Consider the following 22,645-nt stretch of genomic DNA (forward strand, 5'->3'; position numbering starts at 1 on the left):
TGCCCAGCGGCGGGGGACAGGTGGCACCGGGGGCCGCACCGTTACGAAACAAACGCGTTTCGGGAGCACCCCGCGGCACCTCTAAACTGACCCCCGTGACCGAGAACGCTCAGCAGCAGCCATCAGCGCCCGAGACCGAACTGCCGACCCAGTACGCGCCGGCCGACGTAGAGGGGCCGCTGTACGAGCGCTGGGTGGAGCGGGGCTATTTCGAGGCCGACGAGAAGAGCGACAAGCCGCCCTTCACCGTCGTCATCCCCCCGCCCAACGTCACCGGCAGCCTCCACCTGGGCCACGCCTTCGAGCACACGATCATCGACGCCCTGACCCGCCGCAAGCGCATGCAGGGCTACGAGACCCTGTGGCAGCCGGGCATGGACCACGCCGGCATCGCCACCCAGAACGTGGTCGAGCGCGAGCTCGGCAAGGAGGGCAAGTCCCGCCACGACCTGGGCCGTGAGGCGTTCGTCGAGCGCGTCTGGCAGTGGAAGGGCGAGTCCGGCGGCCAGATCTCCGGCCAGATGCGCCGGCTCGGCGACGGCGTCGCCTGGTCCCGCGAGCGCTTCACCATGGACGAGGGCCTCTCCCAGGCCGTCCAGACCATCTTCAAGCGCCTCTACGACGACGAGCTGATCTACCGCGCCGAGCGCATCATCAACTGGTGCCCGCGCTGCCTGACCGCGATCTCCGACATCGAGGTCGAGTACCAGGACGACGACGGCGAGCTCGTCTCCATGAAGTACGGCGAGGGCGACGAGACGATCGTCGTCGCCACCACCCGCGCCGAGACGATGCTCGGAGACACCGCGGTCGCCGTCCACCCCTCCGACGAGCGCTACCAGCACCTGATCGGCAAGCTGATCCGGCTCCCGCTGACCGACCGCTCCATCCCGGTCGTCGCCGACGAGCACGTCGACCCCGAGTTCGGCACCGGCGCCGTCAAGGTGACCCCGGCGCACGACCCGAACGACTTCGAGATCGGCCAGCGCCACGACCTGCCGTCCATCACGGTCATGGACGAGCACGCCGTCATCACCACCCCCGGCCCCTTCCAGGGCCTGGACCGCCTGGAGGCCCGCTCCGCCATCGTCGCCGCGCTGCGCGCCGAGGGCCGGATCGTCGCCGAGAAGCGGCCCTACGTCCACTCGGTCGGCCACTGCTCCCGCTGCAAGACCACCATCGAGCCGCGCCTGTCGATGCAGTGGTGGGTCAAGGTCGGCCCGCTCGCCAAGGCCGCCGGTGACGCGGTCCGCGACGGCAAGGTCAAGATCCACCCCCAGGAGATGGAGAAGCGGTACTTCGACTGGGTCGACAACCTCCACGACTGGTGCATCTCGCGCCAGCTCTGGTGGGGCCACCGCATCCCGGTCTGGTACGGCCCCGACGGCGAGGTCGTCTGCGTCGGCCCCGACGAGCAGCCGCCCACCGGCGAGGGCTGGCACCAGGACACCGACGTCCTCGACACCTGGTTCTCCTCCGGCCTGTGGCCCTTCTCCACCCTGGGCTGGCCCGAGCAGACCGATTCGCTCGCGAAGTTCTACCCGAACTCCGTCCTGGTCACCGGCTACGACATCCTCTTCTTCTGGGTCGCCCGGATGATGATGTTCGGCCTCTACGCGATGGACGGCACCCCGCCGTTCCACACCATCGCCCTGCACGGCATGGTCCGCGACCAGTTCGGCAAGAAGATGTCGAAGTCCTTCGGCAACGCGGTCAACCCGCTGGACTGGATGGACAAGTACGGCTCCGACGCCCTGCGCTTCACCCTCGCGCGCGGCGCCAACCCGGGCGTCGACGTGCCGATCGGCGAGGACTGGGTCCAGGGCTCGCGGAACTTCGCCAACAAGATCTGGAACGCGACCCGGTTCGCGCTGATGAACGGCGCGACCGTCGAGGGCCCGCTGCCGGACGCCTCCGCGATGTCCGCCACGGACCGCTGGATCCTCTCCCGCCTCAACTCGGTCGTGGCCGAGGTCGACGCGTACTACGAGGACTACCAGTTCGCCAAGCTGTCGGACGCGCTGTTCCACTTCGCGTGGGACGAGGTCTTCGACTGGTACGTCGAGCTGTCCAAGACGACCTTCCAGGCGGGCGGGGAGGCGGCCGAGGTCTCCAAGCGGGTCCTCGGTGAGGTCCTCGACGTCACGCTGAAGCTGCTGCACCCGGTGGTCCCGTTCGTCACCGAGACGCTGTGGACCACGCTGACGGGCGGCGAGTCGCTCGTCATCGCCGACTGGCCCGCCGACTCCGGCTTCCGTGACGCCGCGGCCGAGCGGGAGATCGAGTCCCTCCAGTCGGTCATCACCGAGGTCCGCCGCTTCCGCGCCGACCAGGGCCTCCAGCCTGGCCAGCGGGTGCCCGCGCGGCTCACGCTGACCGGGACGGCGCTCGCTCCGCACGAGGCGGCCATCCGCCAGCTCCTCCGGCTCCAGCCCGAGGGCGACTCCTTCACGGCCACGGCCACCCTCCCGGTCGCCGGCGCCGAGGTCGCCCTCGACCTCTCCGGCACGATCGACGTCGCGGCGGAGCGCAAGCGCCTCGCGAAGGACCTCGCGGCCGCGGAGAAGGAGAAGGCGGCCGCCACGGCCAAGCTCGGCAACGAGGCGTTCCTCGCCAAGGCCCCGGACGCGGTCGTCGACAAGATCCGCACCCGCCTGGCCAAGGCCGAGGAGGACATGCGTCGCCTCCAGTCCCAGTTGGACCGCCTCCCGCAGGCGTAAGCGAATCCGCACAGCCCCCGGTGTCCACGCGACGCCGGGGGCTGTCGTCTGCCCGCGCCGCCGCGGTGGTGCCGCCGCGCCCACCCGTGCCGCCCTGCGGCACGACTGCCCGCAGCTGGGTGGGGGAGGGATTCCAGCGAGGCTGAGCTGTGCCCACCCAGGGGCGCGGGAAACTGCGCGACCGGCCACGACGGCGCCGCGGCCGAACACGACAGGCACACACGCGAGCGATCCAGCAGGGCTCGGCCGCATCCACCAGGGGCGCGGGGAACTGCGCGACCGGCCACGACGGCGCCGCGGCCGAACACGACAGGCACACACGCGAGCGATCCAGCAGGGCTCGGCCGCATCCACCAGGGGCGCGGGGAACTGCGCGACCGGCCACGACGGGCCCGCCGCCGGACACGGCAGCCGTACACGCGAGCGCCGCCGGTGGACCACCACGCGCGAGACACCACCGCCTCCGTAGACTGGGCGGCGTGAGCGACTCGCCCGGTAACAACGACACGCCCGACCCCCTCGCCGACTTCGACGACATCATCGCCGAGGAGACCGACCGCGACCCCGACCTCGCCGTGATCGAGGCCGGCAGCCGCACCCTGCGTACCCAGGGCGGCCCGCCGGAGGCCGACGTACCGGCCCGCCCCGAGGACCCCGAGGTCGACCGCGCCCTGCGCGAGGTGGAGACCGAGCTGGCCACCCGCTGGGGCGAGACCAAGCTGGAGCCCTCCGTCACCCGGATCGCCGCCCTGATGGACGTACTGGGCGACCCCCAGCGCTCGTACCCCTCCATCCACATCACCGGCACCAACGGCAAGACCTCCACCGCCCGCATGATCGAGGCCCTGCTCGGCGCCTTCGAACTGCGCACCGGCCGCTACACCAGCCCCCACGTGCAGTCGGTGACCGAGCGCATCAGCCTGGACGGCGCCCCGATCAGCGCCGAGCGCTTCATCGAGACGTACGACGACATCAAGCCGTACGTCGAGATGGTCGACACCGCCCAGGAGCACCGCCTCTCCTTCTTCGAGGTGCTCACCGGCATGGCCTACGCCGCCTTCGCGGACGCGCCCGTGGACGTGGCCGTGGTCGAGGTCGGCATGGGCGGCAGCTGGGACGCGACCAACGTGATCGACGGTGACGTGGCCGTGGTCATGCCGATCTCGCTGGACCACACCGACCGCCTCGGCGGGACACCCGAGCTGATCGCCACCGAGAAGGCCGGCATCATCAAGCCGGACTCGACCGTGATCATGGCCCAGCAGCCGGTCGACGCGGCGCAGGTGCTGCTGAAGAAGGCCGTCGAGGAGAACGCCACCGTGGCCCGCGAGGGCATGGAGTTCGGCGTGGTGGACCGCCAGGTCGCCGTCGGCGGCCAGCTGCTCACCCTGCGCGGACTGGGCGGCGAGTACCCCGAGGTCTACCTCCCGCTGCACGGCGCCCACCAGGCGCACAACGCGGCCGTCGCCCTCGCCGCCGTCGAGGCGTTCTTCGGCGTCGGTGCCGAGCGCGCCGAGCCGCTGGACATCGACACCGTGCGCAAGGCGTTCGCCGCCGTCTCCTCGCCGGGCCGGCTGGAGATCGTCCGGCGTTCCCCGACCGTCGTGCTGGACGCCGCGCACAACCCGGCCGGCGCGGAGGCGACCGCGGAGGCGGTGCGCGAGTCGTTCGACTTCAGCCGGCTGATCGGCGTGGTCGGCGCGAGCGCGGACAAGAACGTGCGCGGGGTGCTGGAGGCGTTCGAGCCGATCTTCGCGGAGGTCGTCGTCACGCAGAACTCCAGCCACCGCGCGATGGACGCCGACGAACTGGCCGGCATCGCCGTCGAGGTGTTCGGCGAGGACCGGGTCCAGGTCGAGCCCCAACTGCCGGAGGCGCTGGAGGCCGCGATCACGCTGGCCGAGGAGGAGGGCGAGTTCACCGGCGGCGGCGTCCTGGTCACCGGTTCGGTCATCACGGTGGGCGAGGCGCGCCTGCTGCTTCGGAAGGGCTGAGGTAAACCGCTCGTGCGTACGCTCTGTTCATCGACGCTGATCGGCGAGTTCTTCGTCATCGGGTTCGCCGGTCTGGTCGCCATGAAGGACCCCTCGCTTGCCGTGTCCACGGTGTGGTGGGTCTGCGGGGTCGCCATGGTGCTGTCCGTGCTTCTGTGCGGCATGGTGACCCGGCCGGGCGGCGTCGCCCTCGGCTGGGCGCTCCAGCTCGCCCTGATCGCCTCGGGCTTCTTCGTCCCGATGATGTACTTCATGGGCGCCGTCTTCGCGGCCCTGTGGTGGGCCTCGGTCCACTACGGCCGCAAGGTCGACGAGGCCAAGGCCCGCTTCGCGGCGGCTACGCAGTAACCCTGTCGGTGCCGGGTGCTTCACTGCGTGTGGCACCCGGACTTCCCCGCCCTCGCGGGGATGATCCCGGCTTTCCCTCGTGCTCACCGCACTGCTGGTCGTGGTCCCCGCCCGCGCGGGGTTCGTCCGACGTGATCCGGGTGCCGCCCGCAGAGACCCAGGCGGTAGCCTCAGGCCAGTCGCATGAATTCCTGACCTGCAAGGAGCCGCACACCATGACCCAGCGCACTCTCGTCCTCCTGAAGCCGGACGCCGTCCGTCGTGGTCTGGTTGGCGAGATCATCGGCCGTATCGAGCGCAAGGCCGACTGGCGGATCGCCGCGCTGGAGCTGCGGAACCTGGACCGGGGCATCCTGGAGCAGCACTACGCCGAGCACGTGGGCCGTCCGTTCTACGAGCCTCTCGTCGAGTTCATGTCCTCCGGCCCCGTCGTCGCGATGATCGTCGAGGGGGAGCGGGTCATCGAGGGTGTGCGGCAGCTCGCCGGGCCGACGGACCCGATCGCGGCGGCTCCCGGTTCCATCCGGGGCGACTTCGGGGTCATCGTGCGCGAGAACCTGATCCACGCCTCGGACTCGGAGGAGTCCGCCGAGCGCGAGGTGAAGATCTTCTTCCCGGGCCGTGACTGACCGGTGCGGTGCGGGCCCGTCCGGGCCACGCCGTAAGGAGTTTTAGGGAATTTTTTCTGAGGGTCCGTCAGGCCCCCCGGATATCCCGCCGTCGGGCGGCCGTACCATTTCGGCCGTCCCTCGGCATATGCGTTGCCGTTCGGGGGAACGCATGCCCCCGATGGACCGTCTCCACAAGCGAGGCGGCGCGCCATCTGCTGACAATGGGCGAAGACCCTCGCGCGGTGTTCGTGCAGGCGCGTCTACGATGGAAGCCTTCACGTCACCGCACCCACCTCGCCGACCTGAAAAGCCCTCAAAAGCTTCCAGGGAAGGCCCGTCGAATCCTGATGGGGAACTCAATGTCGTTCATCGGCCGTGACATGGCTGTCGACCTCGGGACCGCCAACACGCTGGTGTACGTCAGGGGTCGCGGGATCGTACTCAACGAGCCGTCCGTCGTGGCGATCAACACCAACACCGGTGGAATCCTCGCGGTCGGCGCCGAAGCGAAGAAGATGATCGGCCGTACGCCGGGCAACATCGTGGCCGTGCGGCCGTTGAAGGACGGCGTGATCGCCGACTTCGAGATCACCGAGCGGATGCTCCGCTACTTCATCCTGAAGATCCACAAGCGGCGGTATCTGGCCCGGCCTCGGGTCGTCGTCTGCGTGCCCTCCGGCATCACGGGCGTCGAGCGGCGCGCCGTCATCGAAGCCTCCTCCCAGGCGGGCGCCCGCCAGGTGCACATCATCGAGGAGCCCATGGCCGCGGCCATCGGCTCCGGCCTGCCGGTCCACGAGGCCACGGGCAACATGGTGGTGGACATCGGCGGTGGCACCACGGAGGTCGCGGTCATCTCCCTCGGCGGCATCGTCACCGCCCAGTCCATCCGCGTCGCGGGTGACGAACTGGACAACGCGATCATCCAGTACATCAAGAAGGAGTACAGCCTCCTGCTGGGTGAGCGGACGGCCGAACAGATCAAGATCACGATCGGTTCGGCGTACGACCTCGACTCCGACGAGCACACCGAAGTCCGCGGCCGGGACCTGGTGTCCGGGCTGCCCAAGACCGTCGTCATCTCCGCGGCGGAGGTGCGCAAGGCGATCGAGGAACCGGTCAACGCGATCGTCGACGCCGTGAAGACGACTCTGGACAAGTGCCCGCCGGAGCTGTCCGGCGACATCATGGACCGGGGCATCGTGCTCACCGGCGGCGGCGCCCTGTTGCGCGGCCTCGACGAGCGGCTGCGCCGGGAGACCGGCATGCCGATCCACATCGCCGAGGACCCGCTCGACAGCGTCGCGCTCGGTTCCGGCAAGTGCGTCGAGGAGTTCGAGGCGCTGCAGCAGGTGCTCGACGCCCAGCCGCGCCGATGACATGACACTTCGATTCCGCCGTACGAGACGTTCTGCTCTCGTGCGGCGGATCGTTGGTATAGAGGCATAAGCTCCCCCAACGGACCCCCTTCGATTCGCGCATCGGCAACGGCGCTTTATCGGGGTCCCCGAATTCCTATAGAGGAAGGGCACGGCCGCCGCACGTGAGGGACACGAAAGAGAGTCGGCTGCTCCTGGTCCTGCTGATCGCCATCGCGTTCGCACTGATCACGGTGGACATCCGCGGAGGCCGGAACTCCCCGGTCGACGGAGCCCGGCAGGCCGCGGCAGCGGCCTTCGGCCCGATCGAGAACGGAATGTCCACGGCGGTGGACCCGGTGGGCAACGCCGTCTCCGCCGTCCGGGACTCCGGAGACCGTCATGACCGGCTCGCGGTCATGGAGAAGGAGAACGCGGCGCTCAAGGCCAAGCTGGGCAGTGACGACCGCACCCGCAGCCGTCTGAACCAGCTCGACAGGATGCTGAAGGTCGCGGGCCAGGGCCAGTACGGCATCAAGGGCGCCCAGGTCATCGCCATAGGAGCGGCCCAGGGCTTCTCCTGGACCATCACCATCGACGCGGGCGCCGACGACGGCATCAAGCGGGACATGACCGTGCTCAACGGCGACGGCCTGGTCGGCCGCGTCACCACGGTCGGCCCCGACACCGCCACCGTGCTGCTCGCCAACGATCCCGACTTCACCGTCGGCACCCGGATGGAGGGCAGCGACGAACTCGGCTTCGCCTCCGGCCAGGGCGACCGCCCGCTGCGCGTGGAACTCCTCAACGGCAAGGCGGAGGTGAAGAAGGGCGACCGGCTCGTCACCTTCGGCTCCCAGGCCGACAAGCCGTTCGTGCCCGGCGTCCCGGTCGGCGTGGTCTCCCGGGTCGACCCCTCCGGGGGCGGCCTGACGCGCACGCTCTACGTCACCCCGTACGTCGGCTTCAGCAAGCTCGACATCGTCGGCGTGGTCGTGGCGGGACCGAAGAAGGACCCGCGCGACGAGGTCCTCCCGGCCAAGCCCAAGCCGGTCCCGACGCCCACGGTGACCGTCACGGTCACCCCCTCGGCGGACGGCTCCACGCCGGACGACACCGACGGCCAGCAGCAGTAGGAGCTGAACCCCCATGCGCCTCAACCGCGTCCTGCTCTCCACCGTGCTGGTGGTCGTCGCCCTGGTGATCCAGGTGAGCGTCCTGGCCCGCCTGCACCTGCCCGGTGCGGTGCCCGACCTGCTCCTGCTGACCGTCCTCGGCCTCGCTCTGGTGTACGGCCATGTCGGCGGCGCCCTGGTCGGCTTCGGTGCCGGACTCCTGGCGGACCTCGCCCCGCCCGCCGACCACGCGGCCGGCCGCTACGCCCTGGTGCTGTGCGTCATCGGCTACTTCGCCGGGCTGGTCAAGCCCGAGACCGGCCGGCTGAAGTCCGCGTCCGGTCCGATGGCCGTCGTGGTCGCCGCCGCGATCGGCTCCACCCTGCTCTACGCGGGTGTCGGCGCCCTGGTCGGCGACACCGCCGCCCGTCATGTCGGCCTGCCCGGCCTGCTGTTCTCGGCCGCGCTGTACGACCTGCTGCTGGCCCCCTTCGTGGTGCCCGGCGTGATGTGGCTGGCCCGCCGCGCGGACAACGACCCGCTGGCCGAGTCCGGCCCCGCCGCCAAGGCCGGGAACATCTCCTCCGGTTGGCTCTCCTCCGGCACCGGTCTGCGCATCGGCTCCCAGCGGGGCTTCGGCGCGCTGAAGGCCAAGGCCCGCACCCGCTCCGCCCGCGTCGGGCGGATCAAGGGGGTCAAGCGGCTGTGACAGCACCCGAATTCACCCGAACGGGGAAGAACCGGCGGAACCGGGCCAGTTCGGCCGCACGTTCATCATCCGTACGCGCATGCCAGTGCCGCGCTGAGAGGGGGAGTCAGCAGCAGTGACCGCCCACCCGTCGCCCGCCACCACCCTTCCAATGAATGGGCTGCGCCCATGACCAATATTCCCGAGACCGGGCGGACTCCACGGGTCCAGATCCGGCTGGTCGTCATCCAGATCCTCGTGCTCTCCCTGCTCGGCACCCTCGGCGGCCGGCTGTGGTACCTCCAGATCCGTGAGGGCGCCGCCTACCAGAGGGAGGCGTCCGGCAACCACGTCCAGCAGGTCGTGGACCCCGCCGTGCGCGGTGACATCCTGGACGCGCGCGGAGTCCCGCTCGCGGACAACGAGACGCGGCTCGTCGTCTCCGCCTCCCGCACCGACCTGCTCAAGCAGAAGGACGACGGCAAGGGCGTGCTGGCCAAGCTCGCCGCCGTCCTCGGCCTGAAGCCGGAGGAGGTGCAGCAGAAGGTCCGGCTGTGCGACGCCAAGACCCCGCAGCCCTGCTGGAACGGCTCGCCGTACCAGCCGATCCCGATCACCGACGAGGCCACGCCCAAGCAGGCCCTCCAGATCCGGGAGCGGGCCGAGGACTTCCCCGGCATCACCGCCGAGCCCGAGGCGGTCCGCCGGTACGGCGCGCCGGGCAAGGCCAACACCTCCCAGGTCCTCGGGTATCTCTCCCCGGTCACCGACGAGGAGATCCAGAAGGCCAAGGACACCGACTCGCCCTACCTGCGCTCCGACATGGTCGGCCGCTCCGGCCTGGAGCGGCAGTACGACAAGGAGCTGCGCGGCAAGGCCGGCGTCACGCGGTACGAGGTGGACAACCTGGGCCGGGTCATCGGCAAGGCCCAGGCCGACCCGGCGGAGTCCGGCTCCAACCTGGTCACCAGCATCGACTCCCGTATCCAGCGGGTCACCGAGTTCGAGCTGGACAAGGCGATGAAGGTCGCCCGCCAGCAGTTCGACAAGATCACCGGCACCAACTACAAGGCGGACTCCGGTGCCGCCGTGGTGATGGAGGCCAAGACCGGCCGCATCGTCGCCATGGCCTCGGCGCCCGACTACGACCCGAACGTCTGGGTCGGCGGCATCTCCGCCAAGGACTACCAGGCCCTCACCGGCAAGAACTCCGACTACCCGCTGCTGAACCGGGCCATCCAGGGCCAGGCCGCACCGGGCTCGACCTTCAAGGTGGTCTCCACGGCCGCCGCGGTCGAGGCGGGGTACGACTTCGACGGCCGCTACCCCTGCACGAGTTCGTACTCGGTCGGCGGCCAGGTCTTCAAGAACTTCGAGGGTGAGAGCTTCGGCCCGATCCCGCTGGGCCGGGCGCTCGAGGTCTCCTGCGACACCGTCTTCTACTACCTCTCCGACCAGCAGTGGAAGAAGGACGGCGGCATCAACCCCAAGAAGGGCCAGCCCAAGGACTTCTTCTACAAGGCCGCCCACCAGTTCGGCCTCGGCAAGGAGACCGGCGTCGACCTGCCCAACGAGGTCACCGGCCGCGTCCCGGACCGCCAGTGGAAGCTGGACTACTGGAAGGCCAACAAGGACGCCTGGTGCAAGTACGGCAAGAAGGACGGGTCGTACGTCGAGAAGATTGCCTACGAGAACTGCCTCGAAGGCAACAAGATGCGTGAGGGCGACTCGATCAACTACTCCATCGGCCAGGGCGACACCCTCGTCACGCCGATCCAGGAGGCGGTGATCTACGGCGCCGTGGCCAACGGCGGCACGATGTACCACCCGAGCATCGGCAAGGCGGTCATCAGCGCGGACGGCAAGTCGGTGCGCGAGCTGAAGCCGAGGCCCTCGGGCAAGCTGCCGGTCAGCAAGGCCACCCTCAAGGGCATGGACGACGCCTTCGCGGGCGTCATCACCCGAGGCACCGCCGCGTGGAAGTTCGGCGGCTGGCCGCAGGACAAGATCCCGCTGCACGGCAAGACCGGTACGGCGGAGGTCTACGGCAAGCAGACCACCTCCTGGCTGGCGACCTACTCCAAGGACTACACGGTGATCATGACGATCGCCCAGGCCGGTACGGGTTCCGGAGCCTCCGGTGAGGCCGTGCGCAACATCTACAGCGCGCTGTACGGCGTCCAGGGCGACGGCTCGATCGACAACAAGAGGGCGATGCTGCCGCAGCCGCAGAAGACCCTCCCGAAGGTCCGTCCCGACGGCACGGTCGCCGCGCCCAGGATCAGCACCGACCCGGCCAAGGACGTGGAGGCCGCGCAGAAGAACAACACCAGCAACGGCGAGGACCAGCCCCCCGCCACCTCGCCGTCGCCCAACACCAACAGCAACACCCGCAGGCGGCCCCACCGGAGGGGAAGCCGGAGGACGCGCACATGACCGGCAACACCTTCTCCGTCTCCGGGTACGGCCCGAAGCGGGCCGGCTGGACCAGGATCTTCGCCCGTGACGCGGTGGCCCGCAGGCTGGACTGGCCGATACTGCTGGCCGCGCTCGCGCTGTCGATGATCGGCTCCCTGCTGGTGTTCTCGGCGACCCGCAACCGCACCGAGATCAACCAGGGCGACCCGTACTACTTCCTGATCCGGCACTTCATGAACACCGGCATCGGGCTCGCCCTGATGATCGGCACCCTGTGGCTGGGCCACCGCGGCCTGCGCAACGCGGTGCCGATCCTCTACGGCCTCTCGGTGGCCGGCATCCTCGCGGTCCTCACCCCGCTGGGCTCCACCGTCAACGGCGCCCACTCGTGGATCGTCTTCGGCGGCGGCTTCTCGATCCAGCCCTCGGAGTTCGTGAAGATCACGATCATCCTGGGCATGGCGATGCTGCTGTCCGCCCGGGTCGACGCGGGCGACAAGGCGTACCCCGACCACCGCACGGTGCTCCAGGCGCTCGGGCTGGCGGCGGTGCCGATCCTCATCGTGCTGCTCATGCCCGACCTGGGGTCGGTCATGGTGATGGTGATCATCATCCTGGGCGTGCTGCTCGCGTCCGGCGCCTCCAACCGCTGGGTGTTCGGCCTCATCTCGGCCGGCGCCATCGGTGCCATCGCGGTGTGGCAGCTCCACATCCTGGACGACTACCAGATCAACCGGTTCGCCGCCTTCGCCAACCCGGAGCTGGACCCGGCGGGCGTCGGCTACAACACCAACCAGGCCCGCATCGCCATCGGCTCCGGCGGGCTGACCGGTTCCGGGCTGTTCCACGGCTCGCAGACCACGGGCCAGTTCGTACCGGAGCAGCAGACCGACTTCGTCTTCACCGTCGCGGGTGAGGAACTCGGCTTCCTCGGCGCCGGCCTGATAATCCTTCTCCTCGGCGTCATCCTGTGGCGCGCCTGCCGCATCGCCCGCGACTCGACCGAGCTGTACGGGACGGTCGTGGCCGCCGGCATCGTCGCCTGGTTCGCCTTCCAGGCGTTCGAGAACGTCGGCATGACGCTCGGCATCATGCCGGTCACCGGCCTGCCGCTGCCCTTCGTCTCCTACGGCGGCTCCTCGATGTTCGCGGTGTGGATCGCGGTGGGGCTGCTGCAGTCGATCAGAGTGCAGCGGCCGATGTCCGCGTGAGCCCCCGGCGGCTCGGCCCTCGGGCCCGGTCCGGTTCCCCTTCGGGGAGACCGGACCGGGCCCGAGGCGTTCGCGGAGGGGACCGCCGGGCCGGACCTGGGGCCTCGACCGTCCCCCGGGGGCTGGTTGAGATCGCGGAGGCGTTCTAGATTCGGTCCATGGCGGACGTGAAGCGGGAGATCGAGCGGAAGTACGAGGCCGCGGACGGCGGGCTGCCCGCGCTGGCCGGGGCCGGGGCGGTGGCGCACGTCGTGGACAGAGGTGTGGTCGAGCTGGACGCCGTCTACTACGACACCGCCGACGAGCGGCTGGGTGCCGCCTCGCTCACGCTGCGCCGCCGTACCGGGGGCGCGGACGCCGGGTGGCATCTGAAGTTCCCGGTCGCTCCCGGTGTCCGGGACGAGATCCGGGCCCCGCTCTCGGACACCCTGCCCGAGGAGATCGCCGCGCTGGTGCGCTCACGGGTCCGGGGTGCCGAACTGGTCCCCGTGGTCCGGCTGCGCTCCGCACGCGACGTACGGCACCTGGTCGGCGCGGACGGGACCCTGCTGGCCGAGGCGAGCGTGGACACCGTCGACGCCGAGCGGCTCAACCGCGCGGGCGGCACCGCGCGGTGGACCGAGATGGAGGTGGAGCTGGCCGACGGCGCCGACCCGGCCGTGCTGGACGCCGTCGAGGAGCGGCTCGCGGAGGCGGGGGTGCGGCCGTCGAAGGCGTCGTCCAAGGTGGCCGAGGCGCTGCGCCGTACCGGCGGCTCCCGTGCCGGGTCGGCGGGGCGGGCGGCGAAGCCGGTGACGGCGGGGGACCACGTCCTCGCCTACCTCCGCGAGCAGCGCGAGGCGATCCTCGCCCGCGACCCCGGCGTCCGCCGGGACCTGCCGGACTCCGTGCACCAGATGCGGGTCGCCACCCGCCGGCTCCGCTCCGCCTTCCGCAGCTTCGGCCCGGTGCTGGACCGGGACGCCACCGCCCCGGTCGCCGCCGAGCTGAAGTGGCTGGCCCGCGAGCTCGGGGCGGGCCGGGACCAGGAGGTGCTGGCGGAACGGCTGGCGGGCGCCCTGGACGCGGTCCCGCCCGGCGAGGTCACCGGCCCGGTCCGCGACCGCCTCGCCTCCTGGGCCACCGCCCGGCACGGCAGTACCCGCGGCCGGCTGCTCGGGGTGCTGGACTCCGCCCGCTATCTGGCCCTGCTGGACAGCCTGGACACCCTGCTCGCGGACCCTCCGCTGCGGAAGAAGGCGGCGCGCGGACCGGGCAAGGTGCTCACCGGCGCGCTGAGGAAGGAGGGCGACAAGCTGGCCCGGCTGGTGACGGCCGCGCTCGACCTGCCGCCCGGCGAGGACCGCGACCACGCCCTGCACCAGGCCCGCAAGCGGGCCAAGCGCGCCCGGTACGCCGCCGAGGCCGCCGTCCCCGCGCTCGGCGGCCCGGCCCGCGCCCTGGCCCGCGCGGCGAAGAAGCTGACCAGCCTGCTCGGCGAGCACCAGGACAGCGTGCTGGCCCGGCAGACCCTGCGCGAGCTGGCGGCGGTGGCGCACGCGGCGGGGGAGAGCGCGTTCACGTACGGGGTGCTGTACGAGCGGGAGGAGCGGGCGGCCCGGCGCACGGAGCGGAAGCTGCCTGGCACGTGGGCGAAGGCCCGCTCCGCGTTCCCGCGCTGAGCTCGGCGTACGGAGGACGCGTCCGAACGGGTTAGGCTTGATGGTCACCCTTCCAGCCTCCGGCCGGGAGATGCCCTCCAGTCAGCTCACGAAGGTAATGCCGCGATGTCTGTCGACTCGGTCTTCCCGCAGCTCGAAGCCTTGCTCCCGCATGTGCAGAAGCCGATCCAGTACGTCGGCGGAGAACTGAACTCCACGGTCAAGCCCTGGGACGAGGCCGAGGTCCGCTGGGCCCTGATGTACCCGGACGCGTACGAGGTCGGTCTGCCCAACCAGGGCGTCATGATCCTCTACGAGGTACTGAACGAGCAGCAGGGCGTCCTCGCCGAGCGCACGTACAGCGTGTGGCCGGACCTGGAGGCGCTGATGCGGGAGCACGGCGTCCCGCAGTTCACGGTCGACAGCCACCGTCCGGTGAAGGCGTTCGACGTGTTCGGCCTGAGCTTCTCCACCGAGCTGGGCTACACCAACATGCTCGCGGCGCTGGAGCTGGCGGGTATTCCGCTCCAGTCGCGGGACCGTACGGTCGACGACCCGATCGTGCTGGCCGGCGGGCACGCGGCGTTCAACCCGGAGCCGATCGCGGACTTCATCGACGCGGCGATCATCGGTGACGGCGAGCAGGCCGTGCTGGACATGACGGAGATCATCCGCCGCTGGAAGGCGGAGGGCCGTCCCGGTGGCCGCGAGGAGGTCCTGCTCCGGCTGGCGAAGACGGGCGCGGTGTACATCCCGGCGTTCTACGACGTGGAGTACCTGCCCGACGGCCGGATCGGCCGGGTGGTCCCCAACCGTTCCGGTGTCCCGTGGCGTGTCTCCAAGCACACGGTGATGGACCTGGACGAGTGGCCGTACCCGAAGCAGCCGCTGGTGCCGCTGGCGGAGACGGTGCACGAGCGGATGTCGGTGGAGATCTTCCGCGGCTGCACGCGCGGCTGCCGGTTCTGCCAGGCGGGCATGATCACCCGCCCGGTGCGCGAGCGCTCGATCACCGGTATCGGTGACATGGTCGAGAAGGGGCTCAACGCGACCGGCTTCGAGGAGGTCGGCCTGCTGTCGCTGTCCTCGGCGGACCACTCCGAGATCGGTGAGATCGCCAAGGGCCTGGCGGACCGGTACACGGACGACAAGATCGGCCTCTCGCTGCCGTCCACCCGTGTCGACGCGTTCAACGTCGACCTGGCCAACGAGCTGACCCGCAACGGCCGTCGCTCCGGTCTCACCTTCGCCCCTGAGGGCGGCTCCGAGCGCATGCGCAAGGTCATCAACAAGATGGTCTCGGAGGAGGACCTGATCCGTACGGTCGCCACCGCGTACGGCAACGGCTGGCGTCAGGTGAAGCTGTACTTCATGTGCGGTCTGCCGACCGAGACGGACGACGACGTCCTCCAGATCGCCGACATGGCGACCCATGTGATCCAGAAGGGCCGCGAGGTCTCCGGCTCGGGCGACATCCGCTGCACGGTCTCGATCGGCGGGTTCGTGCCCAAGCCGCACACCCCGTTCCAGTGGGCGCCGCAGCTCTCCGCCGAGGAGACCGACGCGCGTCTGCAGAAGCTCCGCGACAAGATCCGGGGCGACAAGAAGTACGGCCGCTCCATCGGTTTCCGCTACCACGACGGCAAGCCCGGCATCGTCGAGGGCCTGCTCTCGCGCGGCGACCGGCGCGTCGGCGCGGTCATCCGCGCGGTCTACGAGGACGGCGGCCGCTTCGACGGCTGGCGCGAGCACTTCTCCTACGACCGCTGGATGGGCTGCGCGGACAAGGCGCTGGCCGAGTTCGGCGTCGACGTCGACTGGTACACCACCCGCGAGCGTTCCTACGAGGAAGTCCTCCCCTGGGACCACCTCGACTCCGGCCTCGACAAGGACTGGCTCTGGGAGGACTGGCAGGACGCCCTCGACGAGACCGAGGTCGAGGACTGCCGCTGGACCCCCTGCTTCGACTGCGGGGTCTGCCCACAGATGGACACCCACATCCAGATCGGCCCGACCGGCAAGAAGCTGCTGCCCCTGGCCGTGAAGAACGCGGGTCCGACGCCGGCCCCGAACGGCCACTCGCACTGACGCGGGGCGCTCGGCGCCCTATCCCGGTGAGCCCCCTTTCCTGCTGGAGAGGGGGCTCACCGGTGTGCGGTGGCGGGGGAACCTGCGGGCTCGGCACTGCGGCTGGTGCCAACGGGAACTGTCGGGAATAGCCTGGGAAAAGCGACTTCGGAGCGGGACGGGCCCGCCTTGAGGTGTCCTATACGTCCAGGGGGATGCGAGACAGGGAGGAAGCATGCCCTGGAATCTGAGCGGCACGTACCTGGAGAGCTGCAACTGCGACGTGGTGTGCCCCTGCACCACCTCGGGCCTCACCGCGCCGGCCGACCACGAGCGCTGCCAGGTGACCTTCGCGTTCCACGTGGACAGCGGGACCGTGGACGGCGTGGACGTGTCCGACCGCAGTGTCGCCGTCTTCGTCGACGCGCCCCGGGTGATGGCCGAGGGCGGCTGGCAGGTCGCCCTCTACGTCGATGCCTCGGCCGACGAGAGTCAGGCGGACGCGCTGGGCAGGGTCTTCTCCGGCCGGGCCGGTGGGCCGATGGCGGCGCTCACGCCCCTCATCGGCGAGGTCCTCGGAGTGCAGCGCGCCCCCATCGACTACCGCGACGACGGCCGCCGCCATGCCGCGCGAGTCGATGACGCCATCGACATCGAGATCGAGGACCAAGTGGCCCCGCAGTTCGGCGAGGACGGTCCGGTGATGGCCCTGACCGGCGTGTTCCATCCTGTGAACAGCACGCTGACGGTCGCCCGGTCCACCCGGGCGACGGGCCAGGGCGTGTACGGCCGGTCCTGGGACTTCACCGGCGGCAACGGACACTCGGCGCCCTTCACGTGGTCCGTATGACCGTTGGGCCGGTCACCGGCCGCCGGAGGGGGAGCCCTGCCGGGCTTCTGCTGGTGGCCGCGGCCGTCGCCTGGATCTGGGTGGTGACGCGCTGGGGAGGTACGCGGGCGACGACCGCCACCATGGGCCTGGGACTGCCCGCCTTCCTGGGCGTGTGGACGCTGATGATGGCCGCGATGATGCTGCCCTCCACGGCGCCCGTCGCCGCGCTGTACGCACGCACCGTCACCGTGCACCGGTCGAGGCGCATGGCCGCCTTCACCGTCGCGTACCTGCTCGTCTGGGTCTTGGCCGGGCTGCCCGCGTACGCGCTGGCCGCGGGCCTGGGCCGGGCGGCGACCGCGGCGGGGACCGCGGTGGCCGCGGCCGTGTTCGCGGTCTGCGGCGTCTACCAGTTCACGCCGCTCAAAGACCGCTGCCTGGCGAGGTGCCGCTCGCCGATCGGGCTGATGCTTCGCTACGCCTCGTACCAGGGACACGCGCGCGATCTGCGTGCCGGGGCCCACCACGGCGCCTTCTGCCTGGGCTGCTGCTGGTCCCTCATGGTGCTGCTGGCGGCGTTCGGTCTGATGAACGTGTGGGCCATGGTGGTAGTGGCTGCCGTGATCACCGCCGAGAAGCTCGCTCCGGCCGGCCGCCTGGTGGCCCGCGCCGTGGGTACCGTCTCGATCGCCCTGGCGGTAGCCGTCTTCTGGGTGCCGGCGCTGGCTCCGGGTCTCACCGGAGGCGGTATGGCCGGTATGTGAGGGACGGCCGGCCACGCCGCCGACCCTGCTCGCGCCGGAGTCGTGAACACGGCGAAGGGCCCACCGGATCATCCGGTGGGCCCTTCGCCGAGCCGGCGTCAGACCGCCGGGGCGTACTTCGGGTTGGGGCCGTACTCGTTGGCCTCCGGCTTGCCCTCGGAGACGAAGAAGACGAGCAGGACGATGGCGCCGATGATCGGGATCAGCGCGATCAGGAGCCACCAGCCGGAGCGGCTCGTGTCGTGCAGGCGGCGGACGCCGACGGCGAGGGAGGGCAGCAGGACCGCCAGGCCGTAGAGACCGGCGAGGAAGTTGATGTCCAGCGCGTTGTCCAGGATCGTCAGCACGATGCTGATGATCAGGCTGAACAGCGCGAACATCCAGTATTCCTTGCGCCGCGCGCGACCGCTGAACACCGCGTACTTCTTGAGCACGTCCACGTACCAGTTCATTTGTTCGTCCCCCCAGGGAAGTGCGTGATTGGTCTCCCATGGAAGCAGCAGCCCTGGCCGGAATCCATAGCCTTGGCGTGATCAGATCAAGGCGTTACAGGGCCGCAGCCGTACGGTGATCAAACCTGCTCGTCACACCGTGCCGGCGGTCGCGAGCCGGGCGTCCAGCCAGTCGAAGACCCGCTCCTCGAACAGCGCCCGCCCCAACGGCTCGCAGTGCAGGTGCGCCCCCTCCGCCTCGGTGAAGCGCACCAGTTCCCCGGGGCCGGGCAGCGCGTCGTACAACTGCTGTGACGCGCCGGGCCAGAAGTGCTCGCCCTCCGGGTCGGTGATCAGCAGCGGGGTGGTGATGCGGTCCACGACGCGGGTGAGGTCGTGCCGGGACACCTCGGTCAGCAGGTCGTACCGCGAGACCTCGCACAGCAGGTCGTACGGCGCCTCGACCCCGTAGGGCTTGGCCCGCCAGCGCCAGGTCGCGGCCAGCGCCGGGTTCTGCTCCAGCGCCTCCCCGATGATCGCGTCGAAGGCGTCCCGGTCCCCGGACTCCCACAGCGCGCGCAGGTCCGGCCCGAGGTGCTGCCACCAGCTCTCCGCGACCCGCACCACCCCCGGATCGGCGACCGCCGCCGCCAGCCGGTGCTCGAAGGCCAGCGCGCGCGGCACCCAGTACCCGGCCTGGCTGATCCCGGCCAGCGCGATACGCCGCGGGTCGACGTCGGGGCGGGCGAGGAGGAAGTCCACGACCGGGGTGATGACGTTCTCCCAGTCCGGCCGGAAGGTGACCCCCCGCTCGAAGAGCATCGACTGCTGGCCGGGCCCGTCGAAGAGCAGGACGCGGTACCCCCGCTCCACCGCCGGGGCCCCGAGCAGCGTCCAGGCCGCGCTGAGCGGCCCGTCGCTGCCGTTGTTGGCGATCAGCGTCGGCAGCGGCTCGTCCGTGCCGGGCGGGCTGACCAGGTAACCGGGGAGCGTCGTGCCCTCGTACGGGATCGACACCGGCTCGGCGGGCGGGTCCAGGGCCAGCAGGAACCGGTCGAGGCAGGCCCGGTGCTCGCTGAACGCCTCCGCGGCCCGCTTCTCCGCGTCCGGTACCGCGTCCACGCCCACCATCGCGGTGCCCAGATAGCCGGCCGCGCGCAGCCACCCCGCACGGGCGCTGACCAGGTGACCGGCCGCCGCGCGCTCCTCCGCCTCCACCCGGACGCGGCGCCCCAGGTCCAGCCAGGCGTCGAACCACGCCTGCCCGTCGCCGCCCGCCACCGACGCGGCGGTACTGAGCACTTCGCCCGCGTCGGCCCCCTGCCGCCACACCGAACCGAGGGCGAGCAGGATCTCGAAGTTGAACTGGTCGTTCTCGCTGAAGCGATACGTCATGACGGCTCCCGGACACGCCGAGCGAACCCCTAGCTGGTCCGGACCGCCCTTCCCACGGTAGGTGCCCGCCCGCCACCGCGCACCACGTGCGGGTGGCGTGCGGGTAGGTGCCCGCCCGCCACCGCGCACCACGTGCGGGTGGCGTGCGGGCCGGGCGGCGCGGCGTGACGATGGGAGGGGGCGGCCCGCGGCATCCCACGACGGCACACCCCGAGGAGAGGACGTCCTCATGGTTGAGCAGGCGACCACGGAACAGACCACGCCCAGAAAGAAGCCGCTCGGCACCGCCAGCGTGTTCCTCTCCTTCGCCCCCTGGATCATCTTCGGCGTGGTGGCCAGCCCCAGCACCTGGGAGTACGCGGCCCTCGCCGCCCTGGTCGCGGCCCTGGTGCTGTCCGCCCAGGACCTGCTGCAGGGCAGGATCCGCATCCTGGACGCGGCCGGCATCGTGTTCTTCGCCGTCCTCTCCGTCCTCGCCCTCGCCCTGAACCGCGCGGACCTGCTCTGGCTGGAGACCTACGCCCAGGTCATCTCCAACGGCCTGGTCGCCGTCATCGCCTTCGCGTCGCTGCTCCACGACCCCTTCACCGCGCAGTACGCCCGGGAGTCGACCCCGCGCCAGTACTGGGACTCGCCGGTCTTCCGGCACATCAACCGGGTGCTCACCACGTACTGGGGCGTCACCTTCGCCGTCATGACGGCCTCCACCTGGCTCGCCATCCACTTCCCCGGCCAGGACGACTGGTTCAACTGGGTCATCCCCGTCGTCCTGCTGGTGATCGCGGTGAAGTTCACCCAGCGCTACCCGGAGACGTACAAGTCCCGTGCGCTTCCCGCGGGCTGAAAAGGCATCCAAAAGCGGGTCAGTGGCGTCCATGAGGGTATGGACCTCGACAAGCCGCCCGCACCGCAGCCCCCGGAGGGCTGCCTCGTCGTCGCCCTCCGGCTGCCCGTCCGGATCGTCGTGCTGGTGCTCGTGGTGCCGGTACGGCTGGCGTGGGACGCGCTGGTCGCGGCCGGGAGGTTCCTGCACGCCACCGTGCTGCGGCCCCTCGGCCGCGCGCTGCGGTGGACCGGCCGGGCGTTGTTCGTCCTGCCCTTCGTGGCGCTGTGGCGCTGGGTGCTCGTCCCGGTGGGCACGGCCCTGCGGTGGCTCGGGCACGTCCTGATCGTGGCGCCGCTGAGCTGGGTGCACGTCCATGTGCTGATTCCCGTCGGCCACGCGCTGCGCCGGGCCGCGGGAGGTGTGGTCACCTACCTGCTGGCACCGGTCGGCCGGGGCCTGGTGTGGCTCGCGCGGGGGGCCCGTGCGCTGCTGGCCGCCGTCGGGCTCGGCCTGTTCACCGGCGCCGCCTGGCTCGCCCGGTATCTGCTCGTCGTCCCCGCCCGGTGGCTGTACGCCCACGTGCTGGCGCCGGTCGGCCGGGGCCTGGTGTGGCTCGGGCGGGGTGCGGGGACGTTGGCGGCCGCCGTCGGGCTCGCTGCGTTCGCCGGCGCCGCCTGGCTCGCCCGGTATCTGCTCGTCGTCCCCGCCCGGTGGCTGTACGCCCACGTGCTGAGCCCCATCGGGCGGGCGCTGCTGTGGGTGGCCGAGGCCCTGGTCACCGGGGCGGGGGCGGTCCTGTACTGGACGGCGCGCATCCTCTTCGTGCTGCCCGCCCTCGCCCTGTGGCGCTGGGTGCTGGCCCCCGTGGGCCGGGTGCTCGCCGTGGTCGCGCGGGAAACCGCCGACGCGCTCGGGCACGCCTGGCGGGTCGCCGGGCACCTCTCCCGTGTCGTCGGGCGCGCCCTGGGGACCCTCTTCCGGTGGATCTTCGTGGAGCCCGCCCGCTGGGTCTACCGGGCCGTCCTCACCCCGGTCGGGCACGTCGTACGGGACATGGTGCTGCGGCCCGCCGCACGGGCCGCGCGCGAGGTGGGGAGGGTCACCCGGCTGACCCTCGCCGCCGCCCGGGAGACCCTGCGCGAGACCCGCCGGGACGTGCGCCGGGCACTCTTCGGAGAGCCCCGGCGGCAGGCCGGGGTGGACCGGCGGGAACCTCCGGCGCGCGATCCACGTACTCTTGGTGGCAGTACGACCGTTCTCACGAAGGACTAGGACACTGGGCAAGCGACAGCCCGAAGGCCCGCCGCCCGCACCCGCGGTGCAGCGCATCCGACTGCGTTACACCAAGCGCGGCCGCCTCCGGTTCACCAGCCACCGCGACTTCCAGCGCGCCTTCGAGCGCGCGTTGCGCCGCGCCGAGGTACCCATGGCGTACTCGGCGGGGTTCACGCCGCACCCGAAGGTGTCCTACGCCAATGCCGCACCCACCGGCACGGGCAGTGAGGCGGAGTACCTGGAGATCGCGCTGACCGCACCGCGTGACCCCGGGACGCTGCGCGCCCTGCTCGACGAGTCGATGCCCGCCGGACTCGACATCGTCGACGCCGTGGAGGGCCGCACCTCAGGACTCGCCGACCGGCTCACCGCCTCCGTGTGGGAGCTGCGGCTGGAGGGCGTGGCCCCCGAGGAGGCCGAGGCCGCCACCGAGGCGTTCATGGCCGCGGAGACGGTCGAGGTGCAGCGGATGGCCAAGAACGGCGTCCGTACGTTCGACGCCCGCGCCGCCGTCGTCACCCTGGAAACGCGGGACGGGGCGGCTGATAGGCCCAGCGACCGGCCCTGTGCGATACTGCGCCTGGTTGTTCGGCACGTGACGCCTGCCGTACGACCCGACGACGTCCTGTCCGGTCTTCGCGCCGTGGCCGACCTGGCGCCGCCGGTCCCCGCAGCGGTGACCAGGCTGGCGCAGGGGCTGTTCGATGAAGAGACCGGCACGGTGACCGACCCGCTCGCGCCCGACCGCGAGGCAGCCACGGCCCCGAAGGCCGAACCCGCTGCCGCCGCGACGGTGCCGGCGCCGGAAGGTCCCGCGTAGGGACGGACGCCGTAAGCGCCGCCCTCTGATCCGGGAGCCACCTGGGTCGGGCAGCGCACCGACCAGAAGACTTTCGCCAGGCCGTACCGACAAGGCGTACGGAACCGGCGAGACAGGACACAGAGTGCTCCC

The 22,645-nt window shown here is 71.0% G+C and carries 18 protein-coding genes; 16 read left to right on the top strand and 2 right to left on the bottom strand.

Annotation, left to right across the window (positions count from 1 at the left end):
• Positions 1–95: 95 nt before the first annotated feature.
• The 13 genes from EV284_RS13175 (at position 96) to EV284_RS13235 (ending at position 17,766) form a co-directional block, all read left to right on the top strand.
• Positions 96–2,720: a valine--tRNA ligase gene (locus EV284_RS13175; RefSeq protein ID WP_130333562.1), complete on the top strand. Its 2,625-nt coding sequence runs from the start codon at positions 96–98 to the stop codon at positions 2,718–2,720.
• 479 nt (positions 2,721–3,199) lie between these two features.
• Positions 3,200–4,714: a folylpolyglutamate synthase/dihydrofolate synthase family protein gene (locus tag EV284_RS13180; protein ID WP_130333564.1), complete on the top strand. Its 1,515-nt coding sequence runs from the start codon at positions 3,200–3,202 to the stop codon at positions 4,712–4,714.
• A 12-nt stretch (positions 4,715–4,726) separates the two neighbouring features.
• Entirely contained in the window at positions 4,727–5,062 is a 336-nt protein-coding gene (locus EV284_RS13185) for a DUF4233 domain-containing protein (protein WP_130333566.1), read from the top strand.
• Positions 5,063–5,277: 215 nt separating this feature from the next.
• A complete protein-coding gene (gene ndk, locus EV284_RS13190) occupies positions 5,278–5,691 on the top strand; it encodes a nucleoside-diphosphate kinase (RefSeq protein ID WP_130333568.1) in 414 nt (137 codons plus the stop codon).
• 341 nt (positions 5,692–6,032) lie between these two features.
• Complete coding sequence (locus EV284_RS13195) at positions 6,033–7,052, top strand: rod shape-determining protein (RefSeq protein ID WP_020940056.1); 1,020 nt, start codon at positions 6,033–6,035, stop codon at positions 7,050–7,052.
• 164 nt (positions 7,053–7,216) lie between these two features.
• Entirely contained in the window at positions 7,217–8,167 is a 951-nt protein-coding gene (mreC, locus tag EV284_RS13200) for a rod shape-determining protein MreC (RefSeq protein WP_130333570.1), read from the top strand.
• Between the two features lie 13 nt (positions 8,168–8,180).
• Positions 8,181–8,855, top strand: a complete 675-nt coding sequence (mreD, locus tag EV284_RS13205; RefSeq protein ID WP_130333572.1) for a rod shape-determining protein MreD — start codon at positions 8,181–8,183, stop codon at positions 8,853–8,855.
• A gap of 168 nt (positions 8,856–9,023) precedes the next feature.
• The gene (gene mrdA / locus EV284_RS13210) at positions 9,024–11,270 is read left to right on the top strand and encodes a penicillin-binding protein 2 (protein WP_130333574.1); all 2,247 of its coding nucleotides are present in this window, start codon (positions 9,024–9,026) and stop codon (positions 11,268–11,270) included.
• Entirely contained in the window at positions 11,267–12,463 is a 1,197-nt protein-coding gene (gene rodA, locus EV284_RS13215) for a rod shape-determining protein RodA (RefSeq protein ID WP_130333576.1), read from the top strand. The genes mrdA and rodA overlap by 4 nt, the downstream gene beginning before the upstream one ends.
• Before the next feature lie 158 nt (positions 12,464–12,621).
• Positions 12,622–14,124, top strand: a complete 1,503-nt coding sequence (locus tag EV284_RS13220; protein ID WP_130333578.1) for a CYTH and CHAD domain-containing protein — start codon at positions 12,622–12,624, stop codon at positions 14,122–14,124.
• A gap of 105 nt (positions 14,125–14,229) precedes the next feature.
• A complete protein-coding gene (locus EV284_RS13225) occupies positions 14,230–16,191 on the top strand; it encodes a TIGR03960 family B12-binding radical SAM protein (protein ID WP_130333580.1) in 1,962 nt (653 codons plus the stop codon).
• A 214-nt stretch (positions 16,192–16,405) separates the two neighbouring features.
• Complete coding sequence (locus tag EV284_RS13230; RefSeq protein ID WP_130333582.1) at positions 16,406–17,020, top strand: DUF1326 domain-containing protein; 615 nt, start codon at positions 16,406–16,408, stop codon at positions 17,018–17,020.
• A complete protein-coding gene (locus EV284_RS13235; RefSeq protein ID WP_130333584.1) occupies positions 17,017–17,766 on the top strand; it encodes a DUF2182 domain-containing protein in 750 nt (249 codons plus the stop codon). The genes EV284_RS13230 and EV284_RS13235 overlap by 4 nt, the downstream gene beginning before the upstream one ends.
• Before the next feature lie 98 nt (positions 17,767–17,864).
• On the opposite strand, the gene EV284_RS13240 is transcribed toward EV284_RS13235, so the two are convergent.
• Together EV284_RS13240 and EV284_RS13245 are read right to left on the bottom strand one after the other, a co-directional pair.
• Positions 17,865–18,218 carry a DUF805 domain-containing protein gene (locus EV284_RS13240; protein WP_130333586.1) on the bottom strand — a complete coding sequence of 118 codons (354 nt, stop codon included), beginning with the start codon at positions 18,216–18,218 and terminating at the stop codon, positions 17,865–17,867.
• 132 nt (positions 18,219–18,350) lie between these two features.
• Complete coding sequence (locus EV284_RS13245) at positions 18,351–19,592, bottom strand: dipeptidyl aminopeptidase (RefSeq protein WP_130333588.1); 1,242 nt, start codon at positions 19,590–19,592, stop codon at positions 18,351–18,353.
• Between the two features lie 229 nt (positions 19,593–19,821).
• Between EV284_RS13245 and EV284_RS13250 the strand changes: the two genes are divergently transcribed.
• From EV284_RS13250 to EV284_RS13260, 3 genes are read left to right on the top strand one after another with little or no spacing between them, the layout of a single operon-like run.
• Positions 19,822–20,436, top strand: coding sequence for a hypothetical protein (locus EV284_RS13250; RefSeq protein WP_130333590.1), 615 nt, complete (start codon positions 19,822–19,824; stop codon positions 20,434–20,436).
• Between the two features lie 39 nt (positions 20,437–20,475).
• On the top strand, positions 20,476–21,690 hold the full coding sequence (locus tag EV284_RS13255) for a hypothetical protein (protein WP_130333592.1): 1,215 nt from the start codon (positions 20,476–20,478) through the stop codon (positions 21,688–21,690).
• Between the two features lie 46 nt (positions 21,691–21,736).
• The gene (locus EV284_RS13260; protein ID WP_130333594.1) at positions 21,737–22,513 is read left to right on the top strand and encodes a TIGR03936 family radical SAM-associated protein; all 777 of its coding nucleotides are present in this window, start codon (positions 21,737–21,739) and stop codon (positions 22,511–22,513) included.
• The last annotated feature ends 132 nt before the right edge of the window (positions 22,514–22,645 follow it).

This window comes from Streptomyces sp. BK022, from assembly GCF_004217355.1.
GTDB classification, from domain to species: Bacteria; Actinomycetota; Actinomycetes; order Streptomycetales; family Streptomycetaceae; genus Streptomyces; species Streptomyces griseoluteus.

Coding starts and splice junctions, on each gene's coding strand:
- EV284_RS13195 (WP_020940056.1), top strand. CDS start 6,033: ATGTCGTTCATCGGCCGTGACATGGCTGTCGACCTCGGGACCGCCAAC.
- ndk (WP_130333568.1), top strand. CDS start 5,278: ATGACCCAGCGCACTCTCGTCCTCCTGAAGCCGGACGCCGTCCGTCGT.
- EV284_RS13240 (WP_130333586.1), bottom strand. CDS start 18,218: ATGAACTGGTACGTGGACGTGCTCAAGAAGTACGCGGTGTTCAGCGGT.
- EV284_RS13235 (WP_130333584.1), top strand. CDS start 17,017: ATGACCGTTGGGCCGGTCACCGGCCGCCGGAGGGGGAGCCCTGCCGGG.
- mrdA (WP_130333574.1), top strand. CDS start 9,024: ATGACCAATATTCCCGAGACCGGGCGGACTCCACGGGTCCAGATCCGG.
- EV284_RS13225 (WP_130333580.1), top strand. CDS start 14,230: ATGTCTGTCGACTCGGTCTTCCCGCAGCTCGAAGCCTTGCTCCCGCAT.
- EV284_RS13230 (WP_130333582.1), top strand. CDS start 16,406: ATGCCCTGGAATCTGAGCGGCACGTACCTGGAGAGCTGCAACTGCGAC.
- EV284_RS13245 (WP_130333588.1), bottom strand. CDS start 19,592: ATGACGTATCGCTTCAGCGAGAACGACCAGTTCAACTTCGAGATCCTG.
- mreD (WP_130333572.1), top strand. CDS start 8,181: ATGCGCCTCAACCGCGTCCTGCTCTCCACCGTGCTGGTGGTCGTCGCC.
- EV284_RS13220 (WP_130333578.1), top strand. CDS start 12,622: ATGGCGGACGTGAAGCGGGAGATCGAGCGGAAGTACGAGGCCGCGGAC.
- EV284_RS13255 (WP_130333592.1), top strand. CDS start 20,476: ATGGACCTCGACAAGCCGCCCGCACCGCAGCCCCCGGAGGGCTGCCTC.
- rodA (WP_130333576.1), top strand. CDS start 11,267: ATGACCGGCAACACCTTCTCCGTCTCCGGGTACGGCCCGAAGCGGGCC.
- EV284_RS13250 (WP_130333590.1), top strand. CDS start 19,822: ATGGTTGAGCAGGCGACCACGGAACAGACCACGCCCAGAAAGAAGCCG.